Source organism: Lactiplantibacillus sp. ME-2 (assembly GCF_022549155.1).
Lineage (GTDB): Bacteria > Bacillota > Bacilli > Lactobacillales > Lactobacillaceae > Lactiplantibacillus > Lactiplantibacillus plantarum.
Window position 1 is genome coordinate 67,037 of the sequence record NZ_JAKZEQ010000005.1, and the last position, 26,009, is coordinate 93,045.

Below are 26,009 nucleotides of genomic sequence, written 5' to 3' on the forward strand. Positions count from 1 at the left end.
AATTAAAATAATATGACAAATTTGAACATTCAAAGATAATTTTGTAAAGGTTGAGGTGCCATTAATGTTTCAACAGATGCAGTATTTTATCGCAATCGTTAATAATCATAGTTTTACTCAAGCGGCCGTGGACTGCCACATTTCGCAGTCAGCGATTTCTCAGCAAATGAAGGAGCTAGAAAGTCAACTTGGTGTGAAGTTATTGAATCGGAAAGGACGCAGCTTTGAAGTTACTGAAGCGGGTCAATACTTTTATAGTCATAGTCAGGATATTTTGGTGGATGTGGACCAACTTATAAAGAAAACCATCAAAATTGAAAAGAATGATGAGGTCGAGTTGCGGGTTGGCTATTTAAGAAGTTTTGGGACTGCCGAGTTTTTACAAACTGTTTCGAAGTTTACTCAGGAGTTTCCTAAAGTGAAAATCAAAATTAGTAGTGGCACGCACGAAGAACTCTATGAATTATTACAGACAGGAAAAATTGATTTGAATTTTTCTGATCAACGGCGGGCCTTATCCAATGAATATCAAAATGAATTTTTGACCGCTAGTGAGTTTATGGTTGCCGTTAACAATTCGTTGCCAGTTGAGGCACAAAAAATCGACGTTGCTGACTTAGTGGATATTCCTTGTATTTTGATCATTGATGGCAATCAGCAAGTCTCAGAAAAGGAGTACTATCGCAATGTTTTAGGTGTCAAAAGTGAGTTTGTGATTGCTAAAAGCTATGACGAGGCACAAATGTTGATCGCGTCTAATCAGGGGTATTTGATCATCAATCAGCGGATGAGAACACAATTAGATAAAGATATTGTTAAAATGATTTCCTTGGTTAAAGGGGACCGAAAATTGATTCAGAACTATTACGCTTATTGGCAAGCTAATAATTCAGGTTATTATATCGAAACTTTTGCTGAATTATTGAAACAAACCTTTGCATAATTTTTACTTATGAATGACCCTTGATTTCTGAATGGTTTTGGCATAGAAAAGTTGGTATCATGCTTGATGTAAATAAAGAAAGCGTGGTAAGAATGACGGATAAAGAAATAATTATTAAATTGTATCGTGATGAAAATATTGCTATGGTTCAGAAAAACCTCAGTCGGTTAAATGAAATTTTGGCACCAACTATGAAGTTAACCCACATGACGGGGTATGTGCAGTCTAAATTAGAGTGGATTGACCAAATTCAAAATGAAGAAATGCAATATTTTGCTTCAAAAGAAGATACCATCAAAGCTATTCAAATTGAAGGTAACCGGGCAAGTTTAATTGGTCAGAACCAAGTTCAGGCAAGAATTTGGGGTGGGGGTACGCATACTTGGCGGTTGCAGATGCAGATGTTTTATGAGAAGAAGAATGGTGATTGGGTCATTAGTGCGCAGAAAGCCAGTACCTACTAAAGCGACTAGTGATTAGTGGTCAGTAAAACGGACGCATTAGGAAAATAGTATTTGTTGGCTTGGCTAGACTGTCAACTAAAGGCAACACGCCTGTGCTTTGTGACAATTCCTGAATAGAATATATTAAGCGAACCATAATACCTTTAATTTCTGATGACTGTGGCATATAACAATTATGGTGATTAAGACCAATGTTCGATATTATACATCTAACGCTACTAATGAAGAGAAATACACAATGATGGTGTTAAGCTTACCATCAAAAGACGTGTGGTGACTTGATGAGTATTCAGCATGGCGATTTTCGCTAATTCTCGGTTAGCCAAAATGAACGAGCTGTTGCCGCACAATAATTAAGGTCGGGATAAGGATGCACATCTGATTCTTATCCTGATTTTTTGTTTGCCAGCTATATGTTTTAAAATGATAGTTGTTTCATTCTTGATTACAATTCTACTCAAATTCATATTAAACAAGTCCTAGAGTCCGTTTGTCCGGCCAAGTTTTTATGCTAAAATAGTTGAATAATCTAAAAAAACTAACGGAGAATTAACCATGAAATCAATCACCTTACACTTAGTCGTTGCTGGAGCAACGTACTTTAATCAACTTGACCGGTTCCAGGGTTGGAGCGGCACGCCGTTGACGGCGACTGGCGAGCAGGCGACGGCCAAGGTTGCGCAGCAGTTGGCGTCGACAACGTTTGATACCGCCTTCGCTAGTGATACGAGTCGGGCGATTCAGACTGCGCGCATTATCTTAGACTCACGAGCACAACCCGTTAAGTTACGAACGGTAGTCGCGTTACGTGCGCCATTCTATGGCGGTTTTGAAGGAACTGAACGCGCGGCGGTTTGGTCAGGGTTTGCGACTAAGTTGGGTTATCAGAGCGTGGCCGCTTTTGCTGCGGATCAGACCCCCAGTGAGTTACAGACATTGTTGCACGATCACGATGCGGATGGATTGGCGGAAAGTGGCCAGGAGTTCTGGGATCGCTATCAGAAGGGGCTACAACAGGTTATGACGGCAACGCCTGATCATGGTCAGGTCTTGTTGGTTGTGGACGGCGCAACGTTGCGAATGATGCATTACGTCGCAACTGGTCGTGCGGCAACGAGACAGGCATTGGCACCAAGTGTGGTGACAACGATGGTTTACACTGGGGATAAGTTGATTGTACCGGTCACGGAATAAGTTATCCACTGTGGACAACTAGCGGCTTGCGGTTTATACAAAAGTGCGCTACTGTGAAAATTGAGTTTAAAAATTTTAACGAGGAGCTTTTAAAATGCAAGTTAATGTTATTACGAGTACGGTGGCCGGCCAAGAGACGGTCGCAACTGCGGATGTGCAAGCTTTCATGGCCGCCATGGAAAAACAATTGGGCGCAGATTTCAACTTCACGTTAGATACAGATTATGGTCAGAGTTTGACGGACCATAGCGCGGACGTTTACCTAGTTTATTTTGGCTCCCAAGCGAACTTATCCCCAGAACAACGGTCCCAAATGATCATCTTCTATTCCGATGAAGATGTGGCTAACTTAACAATCGGACGTTTTGTGGATATGCTACAACAGTTAAACAAGCAGTAGGCACTGCGTTAATCACAAGTTAGGAAGTGGCCCCATGCAATTACTGATTTTAGGTGTTATTGCAATTGTTATCTTTATCTTAGAAGAGTACCTGTTTACGGCTAGTCGCTACTTTTGGGTCGGCGGTATCGTTCCGGTTTTATGGACGGTTTTTTTGGCGTACCTTGTCGTGGTCAATGCCATGAACTTAACGGTGCGCGAGTATGCTTTAGCAATTATTGCGGTCATCATTCCTTATGTTTGTTGGGGTAACGGCTATCAGCGGCATCAAAGGCGGCAGTCATGAAAATCCAACCCCTAGCGGCAGCTCAAATTCCACGGGATTTACTGTTATTAGCCGATCCATCTTGGGCACAGGTCACAGCGTACTTATCGACAGGCCAATGTTATGGTTATCAACAAAATGGACAAGTGGTGGGTGTTGTCGTGTTGACAACGTTCAAAACAGGGGTGTGGGAAGTTAAAAATATTGCGGTGGCGCCCGCCTATCAACATCGCGGCATTGCTAAGGCCCTACTAGCAACGGCGATTGCGGTCTGCCAAGCAGCGCCAACCTGTGATGAACTGCAAATTGGCACTGGTAATTCATCGTTGCGGCAACTAGCGATTTATCAACACGCTGGTTTTGAGATGATTGCGGTGTGGGTCAACTTTTTTGTAGATAACTATCCAGACCCGATCTATGAAGCTGGCTTGCAGTGTAAAAGTATGGTGCGATTGAGTATGTCAACAACCGGGGAGGTGGCACAACGTGTGGAAAACGAGTCATTTACTAATTAGTTGGTTTTACGGTGCAATCGCCGTCTTCATTATCATGTTTTTTACGGCCCGTCAGGAAGTCAATCGGATCGTGTTAGAATTTAATCCGTTCGTCATTTACAGTATTATTTGTGCGCTCGTGCTGTTTCCAATTGTGAAGTATCGTTGGCCGCGGGTGTTTCAAGTCTGGCGTAAACAACCCAAGGAAACACCGTCAACGCGACCAGACGATGAGCAAATCATTCAGGACTCTGGCCGACCATGGTCAGTAGCAGCCAAGCGGACAAAGCCCAAACCCGTTCCAACCGCATTAACGCCACAAGTCGAGGCTAAGAGTGACTTCATGGATGGTTTTATCAACTTCTTTAAGAATATTTTGATGGCAGTGATTTTGGTTCCTTTAAGCCCGATTATTTGTGGGTATTTTGGGGTCCGGGATTGGCGTCAGCGCCAAAAGTAGTCGAAACTGATAATCTGTTCAGGAAACTGATCAAATGAGTGGAAGACTTATGCAGATACTGTTGATAACGACATTGAGTTATCAACTGTGGATAAAAGTCTGGTTAACGAAAAAAACGAATCAACAAGTTGTTCATAACTTTGTTGATTCGTTTTTTTTGTTAGTTTTGAAAATGATTGATGTATTGTTGCCGATTCTGCCTAATGACGCCAATGATCTTACATCGGCAATAAATGAGGACAATGTAAATACAAACGAGTCATTTGTATAATAAAAAAGCAAGTCGCAGTTAACGACTTGCTGATAAGGTGTTCAAATCTTAAGGTTGGTAGTTATTAATATATTGTTTGCGGTTCTGCCATGGCCATGCTTTGACGACCCCAATCATCTTGCTCTTAGGAACGAGCCCCCAGTAACGGCCATCGTTAGAAACGCTCCGGTGATCACCAAGGACAAAGTAGTAACCCTTCGGCACCGTATTGTTGGTCACGGACTTGGCCCAGCCTTGATCATGGCTCAAACTATTGAGTGTCCAACCAGTGAACTTGCTGTGACTATTAGCCATGAAGGACCCAGTCGTCTGTTGATACTTATTTTTGAGATAGGTTTGCTTGACTAATTTGTTGTTCACGTAAAGTTTACCGGAACTTGTGTAGCGGACCGTATCCCCAGGCATCCCAATGACCCGCTTAACATAAACGGCGTTTTTGTCGGTTTGGTTCGGATCGAGTCCGTAGGCGTTGAAGACGACGACAGAACCTGCTTTGATTTTGCTAGTCTTAAAAGCTACGACGCGTTCGTTATTTTGTAAATTCGGTTGCATCGAAGTCCCATCGACTTTGACCATAGTAAACCAGAACTGACGAATCAGTAAGGCGATGATCAAGCCAATCGCAATCGGGACCACCCAGCTCATAATGCTTTTAAATGTTTTCAATGGTTAAAACTCCCTTAATTGTGTGTATACCTCTCATTATAAACGATAATGATTTTTTCGCAGTATAAAAAAGCTTAAAAGTTCAACGATACTCAAAATGGGGGCGGTTGCTTTCGAGAATGCGTGTTCATGGTGATAATTGCGTGCTATGCTGGTGAAAGTAAAATGCGATTGATGGGAGGAACTGGGAGTATGAAAACACAGAAAGAACGAATGCTGGCGGGTGAGTTGTACGTTGCTGATGATCCAGAATTAGGACGTGAAAATCATCGTGCCAAACGGTTAGTACGGGAATTTAATCAAACAACCGAAGCCCAACCAGAAGAACGGCAACGATTGTTAACGGCAATGTTCAACAAAATTGGTGACGGGGGCTATATCGAACCGCCATTTCATACCGACTATGGAAGCAACACGACAATTGGCAAGCACTTTTACGCCAATTACGATGCGATTTTTATTGATGTGGGTCGGATTACGATTGGGGACAACGTCTTTATGGGGCCGCGGGTCGGCTTATATACGGCGGGTCACCCCATTGACGCCGCCATTCGTGCTGAACAACTCGAATATGGTTGGCCAATTACGATTGGACACGATGTTTGGTTTGGGGGCAACGTGGTCGTTAATCCGGGTGTCACGATTGGGAGTAATGTCGTGATTGGGTCTGGTTCCGTGGTTACTCATGATATCCCGGATAACGTGGTTGCGGTCGGCAATCCTTGCCATGTCTTACGAGAAATCACCACCGCTGACCATGAATATTGGGCTCGGCAACGGGCCGCCTATTTTGCTGATCGTGATGATGATTGATAGAAATTAATTGTACTGTGTTCATGTCATTAAAGTTTGGATTAGAAATAAGGCCGCGATATTTTTAATAATAGACATTACACCCCCTCAGCCTTAAAATTAACTTAGAAACAGGATAAGAAAGAGGCGGTAAGCGCAATGCTAAAAGATGATCAGATCGTGTGGGCAATTCACCAAATGGAAGCAGACATCGGACCAGTGGGACCTTCCCTGGACTCGCGGACGCCGTTTCAGTATTTGATTTCAGTAATTCTGAGCGCTCAGGCGACCGACGTCTCGGTTAACAAGGTGACGCCGGTGCTGTTTGAGAAGTATCCAGAACCAAAGGACTTGATGGCTGCCGATGTTGCGGATGTGGAAGCAATTATCAAGAGCGTCGGATTATTTCATAATAAGGCCCGCAACATCATTAAAACGGCGCGTATTGTCCATGAAGAATTAGCCGATGTCGTGCCTACCGATCGTAAAGGCATCATGGCGTTACCAGGTGCGGGCCGTAAAACTGCCAACGTGGTATTGAGTGACGTTTTTGAACAACCGACGTTTGCTGTCGATACACACGTCTCGGCAATCTCGAAACGCTTGCACTTTGTCGCTCAGACCGCGACGCCGTTACAAGTTGAACAAAAAATCGTGAGTGTGTTGGCACCGGCAGAATTACATCAAGCCCATCACACGATGATTGAATATGGGCGGAAGTATTCGATGAAGTTGACGCCAGACAAAGAGGTTTGTCAATTGATCATTGACTGTGACAAGTTGAATGAGGAAAATGAAGCGCTGATCTAGTAGCGTGGGGCGACAGCGAGCATGTTTTAGCCATTGGTAGAACTGCCTGTAAGTCTTGCTAGACGTGTAATCAAAGCCAGGTTACGCTAAACAACCGCTTTTCCGACAGGCCGAAGTTGGCTGCCCTTGACCTTAACTGGCAGTCCTATTTTTAACATAATACGTACTGACGCGAGCATTAAGACGAGTGGTGGTCTTGATGTTCGCGTTTCTTAGTTTGTTCACGGTCGTGTTTTTCGATGCGTCTGAAAAATAGGCTATTCAGAAAGTAAGTAAAACCGAACATAAAAACAATTAGCATTAAAACAGTCGCAACGGCTTGGGCAATCATAGTTGAACCTCCTCGGATAACGGGTGACAACACTGGAATTATCAGTGTCAGTGACTGTTGTCATTGTACGGGTAATGCGGGGCAAAATGCAAGCGGTGGCTTAAATGCTAACCGTGAATCTTGAAAATACGGTATGATAATAGTAACCGATTACATAAAGGAGGCTAAATTAATGGCATACATCGAAGTGCAGCAGGCAACGCGCCAGTTTAAAAATGGTGAGCAGATCACCGTTGCTAATCGCGATATTTCATTTGAAGTTGACCAGGGAGCGGTCGTTGTGATTTTAGGCCCGAGTGGTGCGGGTAAGTCTACGTTACTCAATATTTTAGGTGGCATGGACAGTCCTACGAGCGGTCGTGTACTGGTGGATGGTGTGGACATTGCGCAATTCAACTCACGGCAATTAACGACCTATCGTCGGCAAGCGGTCGGGTTCGTTTTTCAATTCTACAACCTGGTTCCGAACTTGACGGCGCGTGAAAACGTCGAGTTGGCGTCGCAAATCACCAAAGATGCACGCGACGTTGATGAGACGTTGGCCTTGGTAGGACTGACGCACCGGGCAGATAACTTTCCAGCTCAGCTGTCCGGTGGTGAACAACAGCGGGTCGCAATTGCGCGGGCAGTTGCGAAGAATCCCATATTATTACTCTGTGATGAACCAACTGGTGCGCTCGACTATCAGACGGGAAAGCAAGTCTTACAGGTGATTCAAGATGCGGCTAAGCAGACGCAGACAACGGTCATCATTGTGACGCATAATAGTGCGATTGCGCAGCTGGGTGACCAAGTCATTCGTATCAATGATGCTCAAGTGCAGTCGGTTGAGCATAATGCTCATCCAACGCCTTTGGCTGAGATTGAATGGTAGGTGCAGCGATGACAGCAGCTTATTTTAAAACAATTATGCGTGAGATTTGGTCGTCGAAAGCCCGTTTTGCTTCAATATTACTGATCATTTTCTTAGGGGTTGCTTTTTATACGGGAATTCGGGCGACCGGTCCGGATATGTCACAGGCAGCTAATGATTATTATGCGAAGCAAAAGCTGGCGACCAATAGTGTCCAGTCGACAATGGGGCTGACTAAGGCCGATACACGAGTACTGAATCAACACCGCTCACAGCTCACTTACCAAGCGACACGCTACGCTGATGTTAATCAGTTGAACAATAGTCAAGTCGTGCGGGTGATGGCGTTACCGACAACCCAACGACTGAATCGGTTACGGATCGTTAAGGGACGGTTACCGCGGCATGCCAATGAGATCGTGTTAGACGCGCAAGCACAGCGATTGCAGCCGAAGCTAAAAGTCGGTTCAACGTATCGAATTAGTAGTACGGCTAAGCGCAATGCACAGTTCACGCGGCGAGCATTCAAGGTCGTGGGGTTTGTCAATTCACCAATATATGTTGAAAATACGAATCGTGGCGTCACCAACGTTGGCAAAGGGACTTTGGACTACTTGGTCTATGTCCGTCCGCAGGTGATTAAGTCCAGTGTGATAACTCGCATTGACGTGCAATTCAAAAATTTGCGGGGCATCACCCCCTACACGGCGAAGTATCGGCGTTTGAATCGCGAGAACACCGCGCAACTCAAACACTGGTTAAAACCACAAGCGCGTAAACGGCAGCAGACATTACAAGCCCAGGCCCAGGCTAAGCTGAAACCATTGCAGCAGGCGATCCAGCAACTTGCTAGTCAAGTACCAGCGGGAACGGCACAACTAGTCAAGTTACAAAGCCAATTAAAACGTGCGCAGGCCCAAGTCGCGGCCATCACAATGCCGACTTATTTGTATACTGACCGTACGGATAATCCGGGTTACACGGAATATCACGAAAATACACAACGGGTCGTGGCACTGTCGACTGTTTTTCCGCTGTTCTTTATTGCGATTGCCGCGCTAATTTGTCTAACGACGATGACGCGGATGGTTGAAGAATTGCGGCTACAGATGGGGACGTTAAAGGCCCTCGGGTATACGAATACCGCGGTCGGTAGCGAATTTATGATTTATGGTGGTTTAGCCGCGCTGATTGGGACCGCGCTAGGCGTCCTGTTCGGCGTCAATTTTTTCCCGCGGTTTATCGCGCAGGCCTATGGTAGTATGTATAATTTGCCCGCAATCAACGTTCAATACATTTGGATGGACATTGGTATCACCTTAGCCATTGCGTTGTTGTGCACGTTAGGGACGGCACTGGTCGTGCTCCGAGTGGATTTAAACAGTTTACCCGCGCAGCTCTTACAGCCACGAGCACCTAAGGCCGGTAAGACTTTGCTATTAGAACGCTGGCAATGGCTATGGCATCGGCTGAGTTTTAATCATAAAATCACACTTCGTAATCTATTTCGGTATAAGCAACGGTTGCTGATGACCGTGCTCGGTATTGCGGGCTGCATGGCAATGATGATTACGGGGTTTGGCTTAAAGGATTCCATTGGTGATATTAGCGTCAAGCAATTTAACGAATTGTGGCACTACGATGCAGTGGTGACGCGTAGTGGGAACGAAACGGACCAACAACGGCAAGCACTCAGTCGTGGTCAACTTTACCAGGCTAGTTTGAAATTACAGGCCAAGCAGGTGACGGTCAAACAGTCCGGGGTAGCAGAACAGACGGCTACGCTCGGTATCCCGGCACCCCACCAATCGCTAAGCAAGTTCGTGGTATTACGGCACCGACAAAGTCATCAGGCTATTCATATCGGTGATCGCGGTGCGGTCATCGATGAAAAATTAGCTAAGTTATATGGCGTTCAGGCGAGCGATGATTTAACGATCAAGTTGGCCGGGCAAGCCACCAAGCGGATTCACATCAGTGCGGTGGCTGAAAATTACGTCAATCACTTTATCTATATGAGTCCGACTTATTATCGACGTGTCTTCAAGCAGGCACCAGTATATAACACGAACTATGTCCGGTTTAAGCAGGCAACGAAAAAGCAAGAAAATGCTTATGCGGACCGGCTATTGGAACAGGCGGGGGTTCAGAACGTGACACTGATGAGTACAGAGAAAGCCACTAATTTTAAAATGCTGGATAGCATGAACTTAGTCGTATTGATCTTTGTCATCTCGGCGGGGGCACTAGCGCTAGTAGTGCTCTATAACTTAACGAATATTAATGTTTCTGAACGGATCCGGGAATTGTCGACAATCAAAGTGTTGGGCTTTTACGATGGTGAAGTGACGATGTATATTTTCCGTGAGAATCTGATATTGACGGTTTTAGGCATTATTGCCGGTTGTTTCTTGGGTAACTGGTTGCACGCGTATATCTTGCAAACGGCTGAAACGAACGCGTTAATGTTTTCACCAACGATTCATCCGTTGAGTTACGTTTACGCGGCATTATTGACCCTGGCCTTTAGTCTATTGGTCATGGGAATGATGCATCGTAAGTTAAAGCGAGTCAATATGCTGGATGCACTGAAATCTGTCGATTAAACGTGTCTGACAACGGTCAACGGTAGCCGAAGTGGTATAATTAAATTGATTGGAACAGTTTAATTAAGGATGACTAGGGGATGAATGGCATGGCAGAAACGGCACAGTTAGAAGCTGCTGTACAGGCATTAAGTGATATTGTAAAAATGAATACGGTAAATAACCATGAGCAATTGGTGGCGGATTATTTGGTCACACTTTTAAAGCAACATGGTATTGAAGCACAATCAATCGAGTACGCTCCCGGGCGGGTGAACTTGGTGGCCGAAATTGGTGATGGTCACGGTCCAGTCGTCGCGTTGGATGGCCATGAAGATACGGTGGCGTTGGGTGATGCAGATAAATGGCACACGGACCCGTTGGCAGCAACTATCAAAGATAATCGGTTGTATGGTCGCGGTGTGACGGACATGAAGGCTGGGCTAATGGCTGAAGTCTTCGCGATGATTGCATTGCACGATCAAGACGTCCCACTCCATGGCACGGTGCGGTTACTCGCAACTGTGGGAGAAGAAGTCGACCATTTAGGCGCTGAACAATTGACGGAACTCGGTTACGCCGATGATATTCAAACGTTGATCTGTGCGGAACCAAGCGGTGCGGACAAACAACTTTTACTGACCAAGTCGATTCAAGCCATGTTAGGTGTTGACGGCGATACGGCGCAACGGATGGCGGATGCTAATCCGACGACCGAACAACACTTCATCGAATTAGCGCATAAGGGTTCACTGACTTATACGATTAAAGCGCAAGGGGTGGCGGCCCACAGTTCGATGCCAGCGATTGGTCAAAACGCCATCGATATGTTGATGACTTACTATCAGAAACAAACCGCCTATTTTGACAGTTTCAAGACTATTGTTAATCCCGTATTGGGCCCAACCGTGCCTGTCGTGACGTTAATTAGTGGTGGCGAACAGGTCAACACCGTCCCAGCCAGTGCCAAAATGTCAGTAAAAATTCGGACGATTCCAGAATTACGGAATGACCGCTTGATTAAGGATTTGGAAGCCATCATTGCTGAATGCAATGCAGATGGTGCCAACTTAACGATGGACATCGCAAGTTCGTTCTACCCAGTGCATACGCCGGAAGATAGCCAGTTGGTCCAGTTGGCGAAGAAGGTTGGGGAACAAGTCTTACAACAACGGCTCCCGTACTTTGGTGCTCCTGGTGGGACGGACGCATCGTCTTATATTGTAAAGAGTCCTGATATGCAAGTGATTGTCTTCGGACCCGGCAATATTACAGCGCACCAAGTTAATGAATATGTTGATTTGGATATGTATGGGCGCTTCATCGAGATTTATCAAAAAATGATTACGGAATTGCTGGCTTAACGGAAACGTTAATAATCGTGAATTAAATTATGCTGGAAAAGGTTTCAAAAAAAGTAATAGTCGTTTCAAGAATTGATTCTTGAAATGACTATTACTTTTTTGAGCAAGGCGACTGAACCTCGGTGTATCTAACTTAATAATGATTGTGGTGACGGTTGTGCGTTATTCAGGTTATTCGTGATGCCCAAACCGTTGCAAGTAACTCGAAAAATCTTCGTGATCCTGGGTAATACCAGCTTCCTTTTCTTCATACCAATTAATTTTGTCGTTGAGAATCTGTAGATGATGCTGGACTTCGTTGAACTGGACGAGAAAGTCTTCTTTAACGTGCTTGAGCAGTGCTAATCGCTTGGGAATCGTGTCGTCGCCGGCTGCGCGCCAGGTAACGTATTGCTGCAATTCGCTAATACTCATACCCGTTCCTTTAAGATGTAATAAGAATTTGACCCAGTTAATATCGGCAGTCTCATAATAGCGCCGGCCATTGTCTAAGCGATGTGGTTCAATCAAGCCCGCTTTTTCGTAGTAGCGTAGTGTGGGGGCGCTGAGACCAACGGCTTTAGCGAAGTCACCGATTGAATAACGTTCTGTAGTAGTCCTTACCAATTTTAAAATTCTCCTTATTCTAACTTTTATTTGAAGTAACTTTAGCAATAACAATACCACGAAATCCTATTTTAGCAAGTTTAAACTTTATTGTTGACTTAAAGTGTACTTTAAGTTGTAAGCTGTATTCATCAATCAGTTAGCAAGCAAATAATTAAGGAGTGTTTTTAATATGACAACAACTAATAATAGCGGCCTATTTGGATTAGGTGTAAAGAATGAGGCCTACCAACAATATTTTATCGGTCAAAGTTACCTGAATGCCTTAGCCGGTGATGAGCAGGTCGACGTGAATGTTTCCAACGTGACGTTTGAACCCGGCTGTCGGAATAATTGGCATATCCATCATAACGGATACCAAATCTTATTGGTGACGAGTGGTGAAGGTTGGTATCAAGAGGCTGGTAAGCCAGCCCAGTTATTACATCCCGGCGACGTGGTCACAATTCATCCTGGTGTGAAGCATTGGCATGGTGCAACAAAGGATAGTTGGTTTGCCCACATCGCGATTACTAAGGGAACTAGCGAATGGCTCGAACCAGTTGACGATGAAGCGTACGCAAAATTATAAAAGTTAAAGCAGTTATTGAAGGAGGAAACTAATATGACAGTTAAACAAACCGCAGGACGCGACAATTTAGGCAAATTAGCACCACAATTTGCCGCGTTAAATGATGATGTGTTATTTGGTGAAGTCTGGTCACGCGAAAGCGCACTAAGTTTACATGATCGGAGCATGATTACGATTGCATGCTTAATGACTAGTGGTGATTTTCCACAATTAAAGGCGCATTTTAAGATGGGCAAGGATCATGGTATCTCAAAGGATGAAGCCGTTGAAATCGTTACCCACTTGGCTTTCTATGCGGGGTGGCCTAAGGCGTGGTCAGCACTGGCGCTGATTAAAGAAGTTTACGGTGAATAGGAGGAATAGTTAGATGACAGTTAAAAACAAAGTCGTTGTGATTACGGGGCCCTCGTCCGGAATTGGGGCGACGACCGCTAAGCAATTAGCCAGTAATGGTGCTAAAGTCGTATTGGGCGCACGGCGTGAAGAACGCCTGGCTGCTTTAGTTGATGAAATCAAGGCAGCTGGTGGACAAGCGGCCTATCAGGTGACGGATGTAACGAAGTCGGCCGATGTACAAGCACTGGTTAAGCTAGCGCAAACGCAATTCGGTGGGCTTGACGTGATTTTCAATAATGCTGGGATTATGCCGACATCGCCAATCAGTGCCTTGCACACGGATGAATGGGACCAGATGGTTGATATTAACATCAAAGGCGTCTTGAACGGGGTGGCAGCGGTTATGCCAATCTTTACCGCTCAAAAATCTGGTCAGATTATTACGACATCTTCAGTGGCTGGGATTAAGTCCTTTGCTGGCTCCGGCGTGTACGGTGCTACGAAGTTTGCGGTTCGTAATTTGATGGAAGTCATTCGGATGGAAAGTGCCCAAGAAGGTACCAATATTCGAACGGTCAGCTTATATCCAGCGGCCATCAATACGGAATTACTGCACACGATTACGGATAAGACGGCCAAACAGAATATGACTGATTTTTATCAACAAGTGGGAATCAGTCCAGCAGCCGTTGCGAACGTGGTCAACTTTGCCATTGACCAACCAGAAGATGTTAACGTTAACGAATTTACGATTTATCCGACGAAGCAGGCTTAACTTGATTTAGCTGTTGTTAACGGTTGTTTGAGCTAGTTGCCGATAAGTCGAAAATGTGAATTCAAAAAATACAAGCACCCGGTCTAGCGCATAATGGCGTTGCTAGACCGGGTGCTTGCTGTTGTTATAAATATTCAACTAGTGGGCCTACTTCAACCGTAAGCCGCGCTTTAAGTTGCCCCAGAAACCGAGTTCATCCGTTTGTAACATTAGCCCACCATAGATTCGGCCAATGTAGATCATACTTCCAATGATTGTTGCAATGAGAATCAGGAGTGACACGATTGCAGCGGGCATCGTTGCCATGCCGTTAATGAGGCGTAATGGCATGAAGTATGATGAGAAGAACGGAATATATGAGAAAATCTTAACGAAGAGATTGGTGGGTGTGTTCTGAAAGGCTAGGGCCATGAAAAACGCTAGCATACTCAGATAGATGACCGGTTGTGCTGCCTTGCTAGCATCCGCGACCCGGGTCACCAAAGCACCACAGAAGGCCGACGCTACGGTGTAGAGTAGTACGGCCAGTAATGCAAACAACAAGTTGATTGAGACCAAGTTGTGAATTACTTGATTGATCAGATCGGTATTCTGTTGCCAAAAATCAATTGTGAGTGAGCTACGTTTAACGAATTGCATGACGGCAAAGCCACCCACTAAGTAGACGAGCAGCTGAGTCACAATGACTAGTAAGACACCGTAAATTTTACCATTGAAGTATTTCCGCGGTGTCGTACTCGAGAAGATGACTTCCATAATCTTGGTGCCTTTGTCTGCGGCAATTTCTTGGGCTGTGATTGCTGAATAAGTGGTCAAAATCAAGTAGACAAAGAAGACGACAATATAGAAGGAGACCGTTTTAGCTGTTTTATCTGAAGCAGCGTGTTTCTGTAATTGTTCAGTAAATTTTGGCTGTACAGCCAACGCCTGGGTCTGCTTGGCACTTAGTTGTGCGCGCTGTACGTTACGTTGGCTTTGGGCAGTGGCTAAGAACTGCTGAATCTTAGCCTTGTCACCGCTGCTGACAGCATTAGGACCAGTGAACTGCGCTTGCAACTGTTGATTCTTGGTTGTTAAAACGAGGTAGCCGGCGATGTCATTGCGCTTTGTCGCCGCCTTAGCGCTGGCGAGTGTTTGGTATTTATTAGCGGTAGCCACATGACTCTGCTTAATGAAACTTGTGCGTAATTGTGGGCTAGTGCTAACGACCGCGATGTCATTCTTACTAGCGCTGGGTGCAGCAAAATAAGAAAAGGCGGCCACGAACCCGAAGAACAAGAAGGGCATAAAGACGAGTGACAAAAAGCTCCAGGACTTGATCTGCCGCAAGTAGGTTTCAAAAGTCACAATCCAAGTCTTATTCATGGTTAACACCTCCCGCTTCAGTTCGGAAAATCTCATCCAGCGTTGGTGGCTGCTGACTGAACTCTTCAATATAATGACCAGCAGTGACTTGATCAAAAATCGCTGGGCCAACTGAAGCATCTGCAAGTTCGAGTCGGAATCGACGGGCACCTTGTTGAGTAACGGTGGTGACTCCTGGTAGATCGGCCAGTTGCGCTTGTGACCAGTCAGTCGTCAAGAAGAGACGGGTCCGGCCAAACTGGGCGCGAACATCTTCAACGGTACCCTTAAGGACTGCTTCACCATTACGTAGCATAACGAGTGAGTCACAGATCGCTTCGACATTACTCATATCATGACTGGAAAAAATAATCGCGGCGCCCCGTTGCTTAGCATCTAAAATAGCTTGCTTGAGTAGGTCGGCGTTGACCGGGTCCAAACCACTGAACGGTTCGTCTAAGATAATCAGTTTGGGATCATGAATTAAAGTACAAATCAGCTGGACCTTTTGTTGGTTCCCTTTAGATAACTTATCAATCTTATCGGTCGGCTGCCCCTTGACCGCAAAGCGCTTCATCCATGCGGCAATTTTGCCCTTGGTCACCCGTGCCGGCTGATTTTTCAAACGGGCCAAGTACACGATTTGTTGTGTGATGGTTAATTTGGACATTAGGCTACGTTCTTCGGGTAAATAGCCGATTTGATCGTAGTCATCAGCGGTCAACGGTTGCCCATTCCAAGTAATTTGACCGTCGAATGATAGAAAATTTAAGATGCTGTGAAACGTGGTTGATTTCCCCGCGCCATTTTGACCAATCAATCCCATGATTTCCCCGTCATGGACGTCAAATGACACGTCATTTAATGCTTGAACAGTCCCGAAACGCTTCTGAATATGTGCGATGGATAGCATGAGTTTGTCCCCCCAATTCTTGAAATAAAGTCATTACGTGTTGTGCGAGCTAATTAGTCATGAAATAGGATTAAAACGTGCCAAGTTTAGATTGTTATTCGTCAGCCGGTGTGCGTCCTATGCCGACCTCCGGGGCTGGGTGCCAATTGCTGGAACGCAGCCGACGTCGATTTGAGCCCGTGCACAACCCGCCCGGTCTCAAATACAAGTCTTATTCTAAGCCGGAAGTAACCCACTTCCAGCTAAGAATAATTTGGCTACTGAGCATTGTCACCCAGCCCCTCCGGTCGGGAACCCGCTCGAATGGCTGATAAATGGCCACTTAACTTGGTGCAATTGGTCGTTGGCTATTTTGATACAGGAACTTTGAGTGAAACATCAGAAGGTATTCTCTACTTTGTCGAAACGTTCAATTATTATGACTGGTAACTCAGAAATAGTGAGCTATCACAATATCTTTTTCAGTCTGACAGTTGATTGACAAAATTGTTGTTTATGAAAACAATGACGAATTCACCAAAAGTTGGGTACGCACATGTCCGCCATTCGAACACTGTCCCGACTGGAAGGCGTTTCGGCCAATGCTCAGCGGTGAAATTCCACTTAGCAAGCGTCCTTGGCTTGGTTAGTGGAAGACCAGTATTTAAGACGTGGTCTTCGGCTTAAATCTGTGTCCACCGCGTTCCAGCAATTGGCAGAAATGTCTGGAAGTCGGCGTAGGACGCGCCAATTAAGCAATTTTACGCTAACTCGAACTTTTTCCAGCGGGCCTAAGCTGGCTGCTTTTGAACTTACACAACTTGGCACGTTTTAATCCTAATTAGGCCTAATAACTATTGGCACAATTAGCAATCATTGTTTGATTTTATGATGACATAGTTGATTCGGTGTGACAAGGGCGTGCGCTTGGTTCTAAGTGAAGCTTATTTGGGCAAGCGGGCGTTTTCAAGAGCTAATAGGGCGCGTTTCATTGGCAAACCACCACGATAGCCGCCAAGTTGACCGTCTTTGCGGCGGATACGATGGCAGGGGATCACAATAAGGAGTGGATTTTGACCAACGGCGCTGGCGACAGCTCGGACTGCGGTAGGGTGATTGATCATTGTGGCGAGTTGTGAATAAGTTGCAGTTTGACCGTATGGAATACGGGTTAAAGCTTGCCAAACTTGGTGTTGTAAAGGGGTGCCCGTCGTTTGGTCGAGGGGTATGTCAAAATGCTGGCGTTGACCAGTTAGGTAATCATGTAATTCTTGACAGGCCTGTTGATTAGCTTGTTGATCATAATGAATATTAGCGGATTTGAAGAAGGCTTGCCATTCGTCGCGTGGACCGTTGGCACGGCCGACAAAGGCTAAGCCGGTGGGCGTTGTGCCCAGCCAGTAAGTTTGCTGGTTAATGGTTGTTTGGGTCAATGTTAAGTGCATGTGTGAGCCCTCCGTCTCAATTAGGATAGCGTTAGTATAACAGAATTGGTGGTGTGACGACCTGATTAAATCAGAACATCACTGCTATATCTTAATGAAAAAAGCCAGTGCGAACGATGAGTCGTCCGCGCTGGCTTTGATGTCAATGATAAAGCTTGAATTTGATAATTGCAGATGCTGATTAGTACCAGCCGTTTGCTTGCCAGAACGCTTTAGCAGCAGTCCATGAGCCGTAACGGCCAGCGACGTATGCGTCGGCAGTCGCTTCTTGGTTGGCGGCAGAATAATCGCCATTTAAGAGGGATTGACCAAGTTGATATTTACCATAGTAAATACCGTTGGTTACGGTGTAGGAGCCACCAGATTCGCGAGCAGCAATCCAGGCCTTGGCAGCAGCCTCAGATGTACTAGTCGAGCTGGTTGTCGTGCTTGTTGTTGAACTGGCCGTGCTTGAGCTAGCTTGACTGGCAGCTGTGCTGCTAGTACTTGCACTACTAGTTGCGGCTGAACTAGCGGTGGTCGTCGTGCTTTGACTGGTTACCGTTGTACTTTGACTAGCCGCACTTTTTACTGAACTAGCACTGGCTTGACTAGTACTGCTTTGGCTAGCGGCCGACGTTGCACTCTGGCTCGTCGTACTAGTGACTGAACTAGCACTGGCTTGACTAGTACTGCTTTGGCTAGTGGCCGACGTTGCACTCTGGCTCGTCGTACTAGTGACTGAACTAGCACTAGCTTGACTAGTACTGCTTTGGCTAACGGCCGACGTCACGCTTTGGCTCGTTGCACTGGTAACTGAGCTGGCGCTGTTTTGACTCGTGCTGCTCTGGCTAACGGCTGATGTGCTGCTTTGACTGGCTGCACTGGTAACTGAGCTGGCACTGGCTTGACTCGCTGTGCTTTGACTAACCGTTGACGTGGCGGTAACGGTGCTAGTAGGACTTTGAACGGCGGCACTAGTTGTTGTAGTTGTCGTACTTGGTGTGGCTACTGAAGTGGTGGCCCGTGTCATTTTAACTGTCTGGTGTTTGTTAACTTGTAGTTTGTCCCCGACGTAGATTAAGTTGACGTTCTTCAAATGGTTCAACTTTTGAACGGCGGCAACGGTTGTTTTGTGAGTGTCTGCGATTTCACTGACAGTGTCACCAGCCTTGACCGTCACCGTATCGGCCTTAGCAGCAGTTGCACCAAGGGCAATGGCACCAGTTGTTGCTAATGAGGATAATAATAGGTGTTTAATTTTCATATAATTGATTCACTCCCAAACTAGATTAGACTTCCCTTAAAGTTTACCATCATGTAAGCGGTTCGTTAAGCGCAATTTGCTTACTGACGGACTTTTTAGAAAATAAAACATGCCCGATTAAGACATAGTGTAACAGATTAACGCTTACATTACCGCTAATTTGCAATGCAATCTTAGTGACGAGTGTGTCAATGTAGTGACCTGCGTAACGTGATTACGTTGACGGTGGGGGGCATGGTAGAATTGGACTTTTGAAAAGCCCTCCCAAATTGACTGCGGCTTGCACGTGTTCGACTTTACCAGCAGACCATTTGCATAGTGGTTGATGAAGGACTGCAATAAGGGCCGATCATGGGGGGATTGCCAGTTTGCAGTCAGGCAAGTCCGATGCACCTATATGGCAACAGAAAAACGCGGCCCCATATAGGACCGCGCTGATTGTATGTTCAGTTGTGCATGAATGTGTTTAGTAATAACCGTTGGCTTCCCAGAAGGCCTTGGCCGCTACCCATGAACCGTAGCGTGAAGCCACGTATTGGTCAGCGACGGTTTCCTGATTAGAAGCTGAGTAGTCACCGTTTAGAAGTGACTTGCTGAGTTGATACTTACCATAATAGTTCCCGTTAGATGCGGTATAGGAGCCACCGGATTCCTTGTTGGCAATCCAGGCTTTTGCGGCAGCTTCAGCACTACTTGATGTGCTAGTTGTTGATGAACTGCTGCTAGTGCTCGTTGTGGTGCTGCTTGAAGTGGTAGCACTACTGCTGGCTGCCGTACTTGTGCTGGCGGCACTGGAAGCAGTGGTGTTGCTCAACTTCGTCATAGATGCGGAAGTGGCGGTTGAACTTGACGCCGTGCTAGCTTGGCTCGTTGCAGAACTTGAAGTGGCACTGCTAGTTGACGAACTGGCGGCACTGCTTGAAGCAGCACTGCTGGTTGATGAACTGGTGGCACTGCTTAAGGCCGCGCTGGCGGTTGACGTGCTGGTCACGCTACTTGAAGCAGCACTTGTGCTTGATGAGCTGGCAGCACTACTTGAGGCGACACTTGTCGTTGACGAACTGGTAGCCGTGCTAGCTGCTGACGTACTTGTACTGCTGCTAACGGATGCGCTGCTGGCACTTTGGGTGCTAGTACTGTTGGCCGTTGAACTGGCAGTACTGGTCGAACTAGCCGTACTTGAAGCAGCACTAGTTGGTACTTGGGCAGTAACCGTGGTTGCGTGGTGTTTGCCGTTGACTTCCAGTTTGTCACCGATATAGATCAAGTTAACGTTCTTTAAATGGTTGGCTTTTTGAATCGCTTTGATGGTCGTCTTATGCGTTAAAGCAATTTCACTGACAGTATCGCCAGCTTTAACGACAACGGTATCGGCATTAGCAACGGTAGTACCTAAAGCTAACAGACCGGTAGCTGCCAATGAAGTTAATAGGGCATTTTTAATTTTCATAAGTTAATCAGTCACTCCTATAAAAGTTGTGTTGTTATTTCGATTGAATGGTGATTAGTATACCGACCGCAGATTGCAAAGCAATAAATAACAGATTACGGTTTGAGCCAATTTTGTAATAAAGTAACATGGTGTAACAAGTTAACACTTTCATCATGTTTTCGCCACATTATCATCACACTCGCGGTAAAATTCAGAAGGTAACTTAAAAAATGGTTTAAAGCTGTGAGCGATATTCTTATTAATTCAGTAAAATTTGTTATAATCGAGACCGTTAAGCAGAACGTCGTGTAAGGGAGCGAGTAATAATGTATTATTTTGTGAATACCAGCATTAATCCGAAAAAATCGGGAATTGAACATGCTGAGATGAAACGGCTGGCACTTTTTAACCAGCATCACGTTCCTGCTAAGATGGTCACGCGATTTTTTTCATTATCGTTACACCAGACACTGACAGCAGCAGGGATTGCGGCTGAAAATCAAATTAATCTGTTTGATTTCATTCAGCATTCCAGTGAACGGTCAACGACTAAGATGACGATTGAAGACCTGCATCTAGCACCGGACTTGCGGGTGCAACCCGTTGGGCGTCATTATGAAGTTTATCAAAATGACCAATTATTAATGAAGGTCAATACATTTCTGAACACTCAAAAACAACTGAACAATATCCAATATTATGATCAAAATGGTAAGTTAGTGAAGACCGATTGGTACGATACCCGGGGATTTAAAGGGCTTGAACAGTTCTATGCCGCTGATGGACAAGTAGCAAGTGAACAAGTCTTTAATCCGGACGGGGAGGTCGTCTATCAGACATTTCATATGGCAGATCGACAAAATCAGGTCCAAAATTCACTTTATCGATTCATTAATTATGAGGGGCAAGACTGGTCATTTGCTGGTGAAACGGCAATGACAACCTTTTTCCTCGATGAACTTAATCGGAGGACGCCGCATGCGGTCTTTGTCATTGATCGGACGTATGAGTTGGCTTACGCCGCACTTCACATGCGAACTAAAGCGTTTAAAGTCATGCACTTACACAGTAATCACGTTAATGATCCAGCACATCCGAAGACGGCTAGTCTCAACTTTAATTATGCTTACGCGCTCAATAACCTAGACCAATGGAATGGCGTTATTGCGTCGACTAAGCAACAAACTGCTGACTTTCAAGCCCGCTTTGGCAATCAACCCGCCGTTTATACGATTCCAGTTGGGATTGTCGATGACGCGACTTTGAATGCGCCCAAGCCATCTTTTGATCAGCGCACCGCAGGCAAGATTATTTTTGTGGCGCGTTTAGCCGAAGAAAAGCAACAAGATCAGGTGATCCGGGCATTCAAAAAGGTATTGGCCCAAGTGCCGAATGCGACCCTTGATTTCTGGGGCTATGCAAATGGAGATACCGGCAAACAACTGCATCAACTTGTGGAACAGCTGGGACTGAAAGCGGCAGTTACGTTTAATGATTATACGACCGATTTAACAGCTGTCTATAATGATGCGCAGTTGGCGATGTTAACGTCGCGGGCAGAAGGTTTTGCACTTGCCTTGCTTGAAGGCCAGGCCCACGGGGTGCCCCAGATTGCCTATGATGTCAAATATGGGCCACGTGATATTATTCGGGACGGTCACGATGGTCAATTGGTGCCGGTCAATGATGAAAATGCGTTGGCTACGGCGATGATCGACTTGTTAACGCAGCCGAAAAAGTTAGCCATGTATAGTCAACAGGCTTATCAAGATGCCCAACGCTTTAGCACAACGGCTGTTTGGCAACAGTGGCAACCACTCATGAAAGCCGCAGCCGATTTTTATCAAGTTGAGGGGGCAACACAGCGATGAATTTTTTTGTGAACCAATATTTAATGGCGTTAAATTCTGGTGTGGAACATGCCGAATTTAAACGGCTCCAGTTGTTTAAAGATCATCAGGCACCGGCTAAACTAGTAACGCGTCAATTCGATGGTTTGTTACATCAGAATATGCGGCGCTTCAATATTGCCGATGATCAGATGGCCAACTTGTTTGACTTTTTTCGTGAAACGACCAGCTTTTCCAGTCGGGTCATCAAGATGGCTGATTTGAACTGGCCAACTGCCTATGACATTAAGCCGGACCCCAATGTCAGTGAGGTGCGAGCTGGTGATCGGCTGGTTGCTAAGGTCCACTTTGTCCCCAGCACGGTGGGGCATGTGTACTTCATTGAAATTTTTGATCACTTCAATAATCTTGTTCAGCGTACTGATTATGATGAACGGGGCTTTAAGGCCCGTGATGAATTCTTCTCGTCAGCCGGGGAACCAATCACGGATATTTTCTATCGACCAGATGGTAGTCGGATGGCCGAACAGTATTATACGCATGATAATAATGGGACTAATTATGTTTCGTTGTGCCATCTTATCAATTATCATGGCCGTGACTACTACTTTAATGGTGAACAAGAATGGTACCGGTTCTTCTTAGATGAACTGAACAAGCAATATGATGAAAACAACGTCTTTATTGCGGATCGGCCGTTAGCTGCTCAGTGGCCGGTGGTGAACATGCAGACGGCGGCTAAAAAATATTTGTGGTTACCCACGCCACATGCAGTCGATCCGCGTGATCAAGTCTATTCTAATTTGAATAACGCGTATGTTTATGGCCTGCACGAGTTTCTGAGTGCTTGGGACGGTGTGATTACGAGTACCGAACAACAGAAGCAAGATTTGACGCAGTGGCTCGGTGGTCAACCGAGTGTCCCAATCCTGACGATTTCAGCGGCCGTTGTTTCCAAACAGCAAGCTCAGCACGCACCAATTGCGATCAGTGAACGTCATGCGCATGAAATTATTTATACCGGCCGTTTGGATGCGGAACGGCGCGTCGATCAGCTGGTGACAGCTTTTGACCAAGTGCACCATAAGATTACGGATGCGACCTTAGTGATTTACGGGTATGGTGGTGAACTTGACCGTCTAAAACAGCAAGTGTCCCAGTTGCACCTAGAGACCGCCGTGACTTTTGCTGGGTATCAACCGAACTTAACAATGGCTTATGATCAAGCCGGTGCTTACGTTTATACTGGTGAAAGTGATGCGCAGCCATTATCGTTAATTGAAGCCCTTAGTCATGGTGTGCCAGCAATTGCTTATGATATTAACTATGGTCCTAAGGATGTTTTGAAGGATGGCAAGAATGGTTATCTGGTCACGGATGGTGCCGTCAACCAACTAGTCAGAGCGCTGACCCGAACACTTGAAAGTCCGCAACGTCAGCAACGACTTAGCAAGGGTGCCTATCGGAGTAGTGAACAATATAGTGATGAACAAGTTTGGCAACAGTGGCAGCCGGTTGTTCAGTGAATATCAAAAATGGTCTGACTTTAGTGGTCAGACCATTTTTTAAACGCTAATGTCAAAAAGACCTAATAACAACGGCGGGGATTGCTAATCTGACCACGTTGTTAGGTACTGGGTAATTGCAGTCTGTACGGGGCGCAGTGCCGCTGCCGGTTGCGTGTTAGTCAGTAAAAAGAATTGGCGTTGGTAATGAGCACTTAGCTGTTCGATGGGAATCTCGTTGCTTAAAACGTGACGTGAAATAATTGTTTGGCCGATACCATGAGCGAGGAGGTCCGCGATGATTTGGTTACTGTGGATGACCATGACTTGTGCTGGCTGAATGTTGCGGGCTTTTAAAAAGGCGTTGGTATAATGACGCACACCGGAATTAGGTTCACGTAGCAGCCAGAGGGGACTGGCAAAGTCGCCCGCATGGACGAGCTCATCGTGACCAAATGGCAAGCGATTGAGCTGGTCAGTAACGAGTGGCTTTTCAACTAAACCAAAGTCCAGTTTGTGTTGGGACATAGCGGTCAAAATTTCGGCCGAATTGGCAAGCGTCACTTGAAAGTCAAAGCGATCACTGACGGCACTCAAATTGGCTAATAAGGTGGGTAGAATCAGACGCCCGGTTGTGTGTGAGGCACCAATCCGGCAAGGAACTTTCACTAAGTGGCGTGGTGATTGCACCGCTGTTTTGGTAGCGGCCCAAGTTGTTAACAGCTTTTGAGCCTGTTGATAGAGGAGCTGACCACTGGCAGTAGGAACGATTTCTTGGCGCCCGTTACGTGTTAAGAGCGTGGTTTGTAAATCGGCTTCAAGTTGTTTGATTTGTGTTGAGACGGTCGGCTGGGAAATAAAAAGTTGCTCGGCGGCATGGGAGAAGTTGCGAGTTTCGTATACCGCACAGAACGTTTCCAATTGTTTAAACATTGTGTTCACCCCTAACTATTATGTTTATTAATAGTAACTATCATAATAATTTATTTCTCAAATGTAAATAACTTTCGTATACTTAAAAGCATCGAGATAGAGATGGGAGAAAGCGAATGAAGGTCAAAGGGATTTTACCGGGGTTAGTGACCAGTCTGGTCATTGCAATTATTAGTCAAGGATTGGCGCAATTTGTGCCAGCGTTAGGTGCGGCTACTATCGCGATTCTATTAGGAATCATTGGTGGCAATACGTTTCTGAAACAACCGCAACTTGGTCGGGGGACTAAGTTCGCAGAAAGTAAGCTGTTGGAATATTCCGTGATGTTGCTCGGTGCGACGATGACGGTACAGACAATCGGCAAAATTGGTGGGTTCGGTGTGCTCTTTATTCTTTGCCAAATGACGATTACGATCGTTGGGGCTTTGTGGTTAGGGCGTAAGCTGGGTTTCAGCCAGTCGGTACGTATGCTGATGGCCGGCGGTAACGCCGTGTGTGGGTCGTCGGCGATTGCATCAATCGCCCCCGTTATTGACGCGGATGAAGATGATAAGGGGACTGTCATTACCTTAGTTAACTTGATGGGGACAGTGCTGATGTTAACGTTACCGGTCTTAGGAATGGCCGTGTTTGGTGGCAGTGTCATTCTTAAAGGGGCGTTGATTGGGGGAACTTTACAATCAGTTGGGCAGGTAGTGGCCGCAGCTAGTATGATTAATCAAACAACGGTTCAATTTGCAACGATTTTCAAAATTATGCGGATTATGATGCTAGTCGTCGTTGTTTTGATTTTTGGCCGGTTACACCAACGCACGATTGAAAATGAATTGGCTGAGGATGCTGTCGTCAGTGGTAATGGGAACGGTCATTGGTTACCATGGTACGTGGCCGGGTTCTTAATCTTATGTGCATTGAATAGCTTGATTTCGTTACCAGCAATTATTGGCGCAACGGCTCATACAATCAGTAGTTGGTTTGAAATCATTGCGTTAGCAGCTATCGGGTTACGTTTGAATCTTGTTAACTTTATGAAAGCTGGCAAGCGCTTAGCACTGTATGGCTTAGGCGTGGGGACGATTCAGGTCGTCAGCGCCTTGATTTTAATTACGTTATTACTGCAACATTAATTGGGTTTTGATACACTTAAATCGCAATCATGGTTAATCATTCAATTAATCATGA

Annotated in this window: 28 protein-coding genes; 19 read left to right on the top strand and 9 right to left on the bottom strand. The window is 45.7% G+C overall.

Translation table 11 applies throughout. From position 1 onward, the window contains the following. Positions 1-64: 64 nt before the first annotated feature. From MMY95_RS02955 to MMY95_RS02985, 7 genes are all read left to right on the top strand, one after another. Positions 65-943, top strand: a complete 879-nt coding sequence (locus MMY95_RS02955; protein WP_015380811.1) for a LysR family transcriptional regulator — start codon at positions 65-67, stop codon at positions 941-943. A 59-nt stretch (positions 944-1,002) separates the two neighbouring features. Beyond that, positions 1,003-1,407: a nuclear transport factor 2 family protein gene (locus MMY95_RS02960; protein WP_016527292.1), complete on the top strand. Its 405-nt coding sequence runs from the start codon at positions 1,003-1,005 to the stop codon at positions 1,405-1,407. A 555-nt stretch (positions 1,408-1,962) separates the two neighbouring features. Beyond that, positions 1,963-2,601, top strand: coding sequence for a phosphoglycerate mutase family protein (locus MMY95_RS02965; RefSeq protein ID WP_015640883.1), 639 nt, complete (start codon positions 1,963-1,965; stop codon positions 2,599-2,601). A gap of 94 nt (positions 2,602-2,695) precedes the next feature. Continuing rightward, positions 2,696-3,001 carry a hypothetical protein gene (locus MMY95_RS02970; protein WP_003642142.1) on the top strand — a complete coding sequence of 102 codons (306 nt, stop codon included), beginning with the start codon at positions 2,696-2,698 and terminating at the stop codon, positions 2,999-3,001. Positions 3,002-3,035: 34 nt separating this feature from the next. Further along, the gene (locus tag MMY95_RS02975) at positions 3,036-3,287 is read left to right on the top strand and encodes a hypothetical protein (RefSeq protein ID WP_003644834.1); all 252 of its coding nucleotides are present in this window, start codon (positions 3,036-3,038) and stop codon (positions 3,285-3,287) included. After that, the gene (locus MMY95_RS02980) at positions 3,284-3,781 is read left to right on the top strand and encodes a GNAT family N-acetyltransferase (protein ID WP_003644833.1); all 498 of its coding nucleotides are present in this window, start codon (positions 3,284-3,286) and stop codon (positions 3,779-3,781) included. The genes MMY95_RS02975 and MMY95_RS02980 overlap by 4 nt, the downstream gene beginning before the upstream one ends. Then, positions 3,753-4,220, top strand: a complete 468-nt coding sequence (locus MMY95_RS02985) for a hypothetical protein (protein ID WP_003644832.1) — start codon at positions 3,753-3,755, stop codon at positions 4,218-4,220. The genes MMY95_RS02980 and MMY95_RS02985 overlap by 29 nt, the downstream gene beginning before the upstream one ends. Positions 4,221-4,539: 319 nt before the next feature. Here MMY95_RS02985 and lepB read toward each other — a convergent pair whose 3' ends face one another. After that, positions 4,540-5,157 carry a signal peptidase I gene (gene lepB / locus MMY95_RS02990; RefSeq protein ID WP_003642138.1) on the bottom strand — a complete coding sequence of 206 codons (618 nt, stop codon included), beginning with the start codon at positions 5,155-5,157 and terminating at the stop codon, positions 4,540-4,542. Positions 5,158-5,349: 192 nt separating this feature from the next. On the opposite strand from lepB, the gene MMY95_RS02995 reads away from it, so the two are divergent. Further along, positions 5,350-5,970, top strand: coding sequence for a sugar O-acetyltransferase (locus MMY95_RS02995; protein WP_003644763.1), 621 nt, complete (start codon positions 5,350-5,352; stop codon positions 5,968-5,970). 138 nt (positions 5,971-6,108) lie between these two features. Next, the gene (gene nth / locus MMY95_RS03000; protein ID WP_003642136.1) at positions 6,109-6,759 is read left to right on the top strand and encodes an endonuclease III; all 651 of its coding nucleotides are present in this window, start codon (positions 6,109-6,111) and stop codon (positions 6,757-6,759) included. A gap of 178 nt (positions 6,760-6,937) precedes the next feature. Here the strand turns inward: nth and MMY95_RS03005 are convergent, their stop codons facing one another. Then, a complete protein-coding gene (locus MMY95_RS03005; protein ID WP_164878061.1) occupies positions 6,938-7,090 on the bottom strand; it encodes a hypothetical protein in 153 nt (50 codons plus the stop codon). A gap of 172 nt (positions 7,091-7,262) precedes the next feature. Between MMY95_RS03005 and MMY95_RS03010 the strand changes: the two genes are divergently transcribed. From MMY95_RS03010 to MMY95_RS03020, 3 genes are all read left to right on the top strand, one after another. Beyond that, positions 7,263-7,964: an ABC transporter ATP-binding protein gene (locus tag MMY95_RS03010; RefSeq protein WP_053267194.1), complete on the top strand. Its 702-nt coding sequence runs from the start codon at positions 7,263-7,265 to the stop codon at positions 7,962-7,964. Then, entirely contained in the window at positions 7,958-10,549 is a 2,592-nt protein-coding gene (locus MMY95_RS03015; protein WP_104795923.1) for an ABC transporter permease, read from the top strand. The genes MMY95_RS03010 and MMY95_RS03015 overlap by 7 nt, the downstream gene beginning before the upstream one ends. Positions 10,550-10,629: 80 nt before the next feature. Next, positions 10,630-11,892, top strand: a complete 1,263-nt coding sequence (locus MMY95_RS03020; protein WP_053267196.1) for an ArgE/DapE family deacylase — start codon at positions 10,630-10,632, stop codon at positions 11,890-11,892. A gap of 171 nt (positions 11,893-12,063) precedes the next feature. On the opposite strand, the gene MMY95_RS03025 is transcribed toward MMY95_RS03020, so the two are convergent. Continuing rightward, positions 12,064-12,498 carry a MerR family transcriptional regulator gene (locus MMY95_RS03025; protein WP_003644827.1) on the bottom strand — a complete coding sequence of 145 codons (435 nt, stop codon included), beginning with the start codon at positions 12,496-12,498 and terminating at the stop codon, positions 12,064-12,066. A gap of 172 nt (positions 12,499-12,670) precedes the next feature. Here MMY95_RS03025 and MMY95_RS03030 point away from each other — a divergent pair, with 172 nt between their 5' ends. The 3 genes from MMY95_RS03030 to MMY95_RS03040 are packed head-to-tail and all read left to right on the top strand — an operon-like array spanning position 12,671 to position 14,180. Further along, positions 12,671-13,069: a cupin domain-containing protein gene (locus MMY95_RS03030; RefSeq protein WP_003644760.1), complete on the top strand. Its 399-nt coding sequence runs from the start codon at positions 12,671-12,673 to the stop codon at positions 13,067-13,069. Between the two features lie 33 nt (positions 13,070-13,102). Further along, complete coding sequence (locus MMY95_RS03035; RefSeq protein WP_003644826.1) at positions 13,103-13,423, top strand: carboxymuconolactone decarboxylase family protein; 321 nt, start codon at positions 13,103-13,105, stop codon at positions 13,421-13,423. Positions 13,424-13,436: 13 nt separating this feature from the next. Next, on the top strand, positions 13,437-14,180 hold the full coding sequence (locus tag MMY95_RS03040; protein ID WP_202861143.1) for an SDR family oxidoreductase: 744 nt from the start codon (positions 13,437-13,439) through the stop codon (positions 14,178-14,180). Positions 14,181-14,327: 147 nt separating this feature from the next. On the opposite strand, the gene MMY95_RS03045 is transcribed toward MMY95_RS03040, so the two are convergent. After that, positions 14,328-15,545 (bottom strand): ABC transporter permease, encoded by a 1,218-nt coding sequence (locus MMY95_RS03045; protein WP_003642127.1) that lies wholly within the window; start codon positions 15,543-15,545, stop codon positions 14,328-14,330. Next, positions 15,538-16,437 (bottom strand): ABC transporter ATP-binding protein, encoded by a 900-nt coding sequence (locus MMY95_RS03050; RefSeq protein ID WP_003642126.1) that lies wholly within the window; start codon positions 16,435-16,437, stop codon positions 15,538-15,540. The genes MMY95_RS03045 and MMY95_RS03050 overlap by 8 nt, the downstream gene beginning before the upstream one ends. 303 nt (positions 16,438-16,740) lie before the next feature. Between MMY95_RS03050 and MMY95_RS15870 the strand changes: the two genes are divergently transcribed. Further along, positions 16,741-16,866: a hypothetical protein gene (locus MMY95_RS15870; protein WP_257883922.1), complete on the top strand. Its 126-nt coding sequence runs from the start codon at positions 16,741-16,743 to the stop codon at positions 16,864-16,866. Positions 16,867-17,360: 494 nt separating this feature from the next. Here MMY95_RS15870 and MMY95_RS03055 read toward each other — a convergent pair whose 3' ends face one another. The 3 genes from MMY95_RS03055 to MMY95_RS03065 all read right to left on the bottom strand — a co-directional run bounded on the left by MMY95_RS03055 (position 17,361) and on the right by MMY95_RS03065 (position 20,557). Further along, entirely contained in the window at positions 17,361-17,861 is a 501-nt protein-coding gene (locus MMY95_RS03055; protein WP_003644756.1) for a methylated-DNA--[protein]-cysteine S-methyltransferase, read from the bottom strand. Between the two features lie 181 nt (positions 17,862-18,042). Beyond that, positions 18,043-19,107: a LysM domain-containing protein gene (locus MMY95_RS03060; protein WP_053267199.1), complete on the bottom strand. Its 1,065-nt coding sequence runs from the start codon at positions 19,105-19,107 to the stop codon at positions 18,043-18,045. Positions 19,108-19,573: 466 nt separating this feature from the next. Then, positions 19,574-20,557: a LysM domain-containing protein gene (locus tag MMY95_RS03065; protein ID WP_202861141.1), complete on the bottom strand. Its 984-nt coding sequence runs from the start codon at positions 20,555-20,557 to the stop codon at positions 19,574-19,576. Between the two features lie 308 nt (positions 20,558-20,865). On the opposite strand from MMY95_RS03065, the gene MMY95_RS03070 reads away from it, so the two are divergent. Next, positions 20,866-22,410 carry a glycosyltransferase gene (locus tag MMY95_RS03070; protein ID WP_104795919.1) on the top strand — a complete coding sequence of 515 codons (1,545 nt, stop codon included), beginning with the start codon at positions 20,866-20,868 and terminating at the stop codon, positions 22,408-22,410. Next, a complete protein-coding gene (asp1, locus tag MMY95_RS03075; RefSeq protein ID WP_047673899.1) occupies positions 22,407-23,915 on the top strand; it encodes an accessory Sec system glycosyltransferase Asp1 in 1,509 nt (502 codons plus the stop codon). The genes MMY95_RS03070 and asp1 overlap by 4 nt, the downstream gene beginning before the upstream one ends. 84 nt (positions 23,916-23,999) lie before the next feature. Here the strand turns inward: asp1 and MMY95_RS03080 are convergent, their stop codons facing one another. Continuing rightward, positions 24,000-24,827: a LysR family transcriptional regulator gene (locus tag MMY95_RS03080; protein ID WP_003642119.1), complete on the bottom strand. Its 828-nt coding sequence runs from the start codon at positions 24,825-24,827 to the stop codon at positions 24,000-24,002. A gap of 116 nt (positions 24,828-24,943) precedes the next feature. Here MMY95_RS03080 and MMY95_RS03085 point away from each other — a divergent pair, with 116 nt between their 5' ends. After that, complete coding sequence (locus MMY95_RS03085) at positions 24,944-25,954, top strand: putative sulfate exporter family transporter (protein WP_003642118.1); 1,011 nt, start codon at positions 24,944-24,946, stop codon at positions 25,952-25,954. Positions 25,955-26,009: the final 55 nt, after the last annotated feature.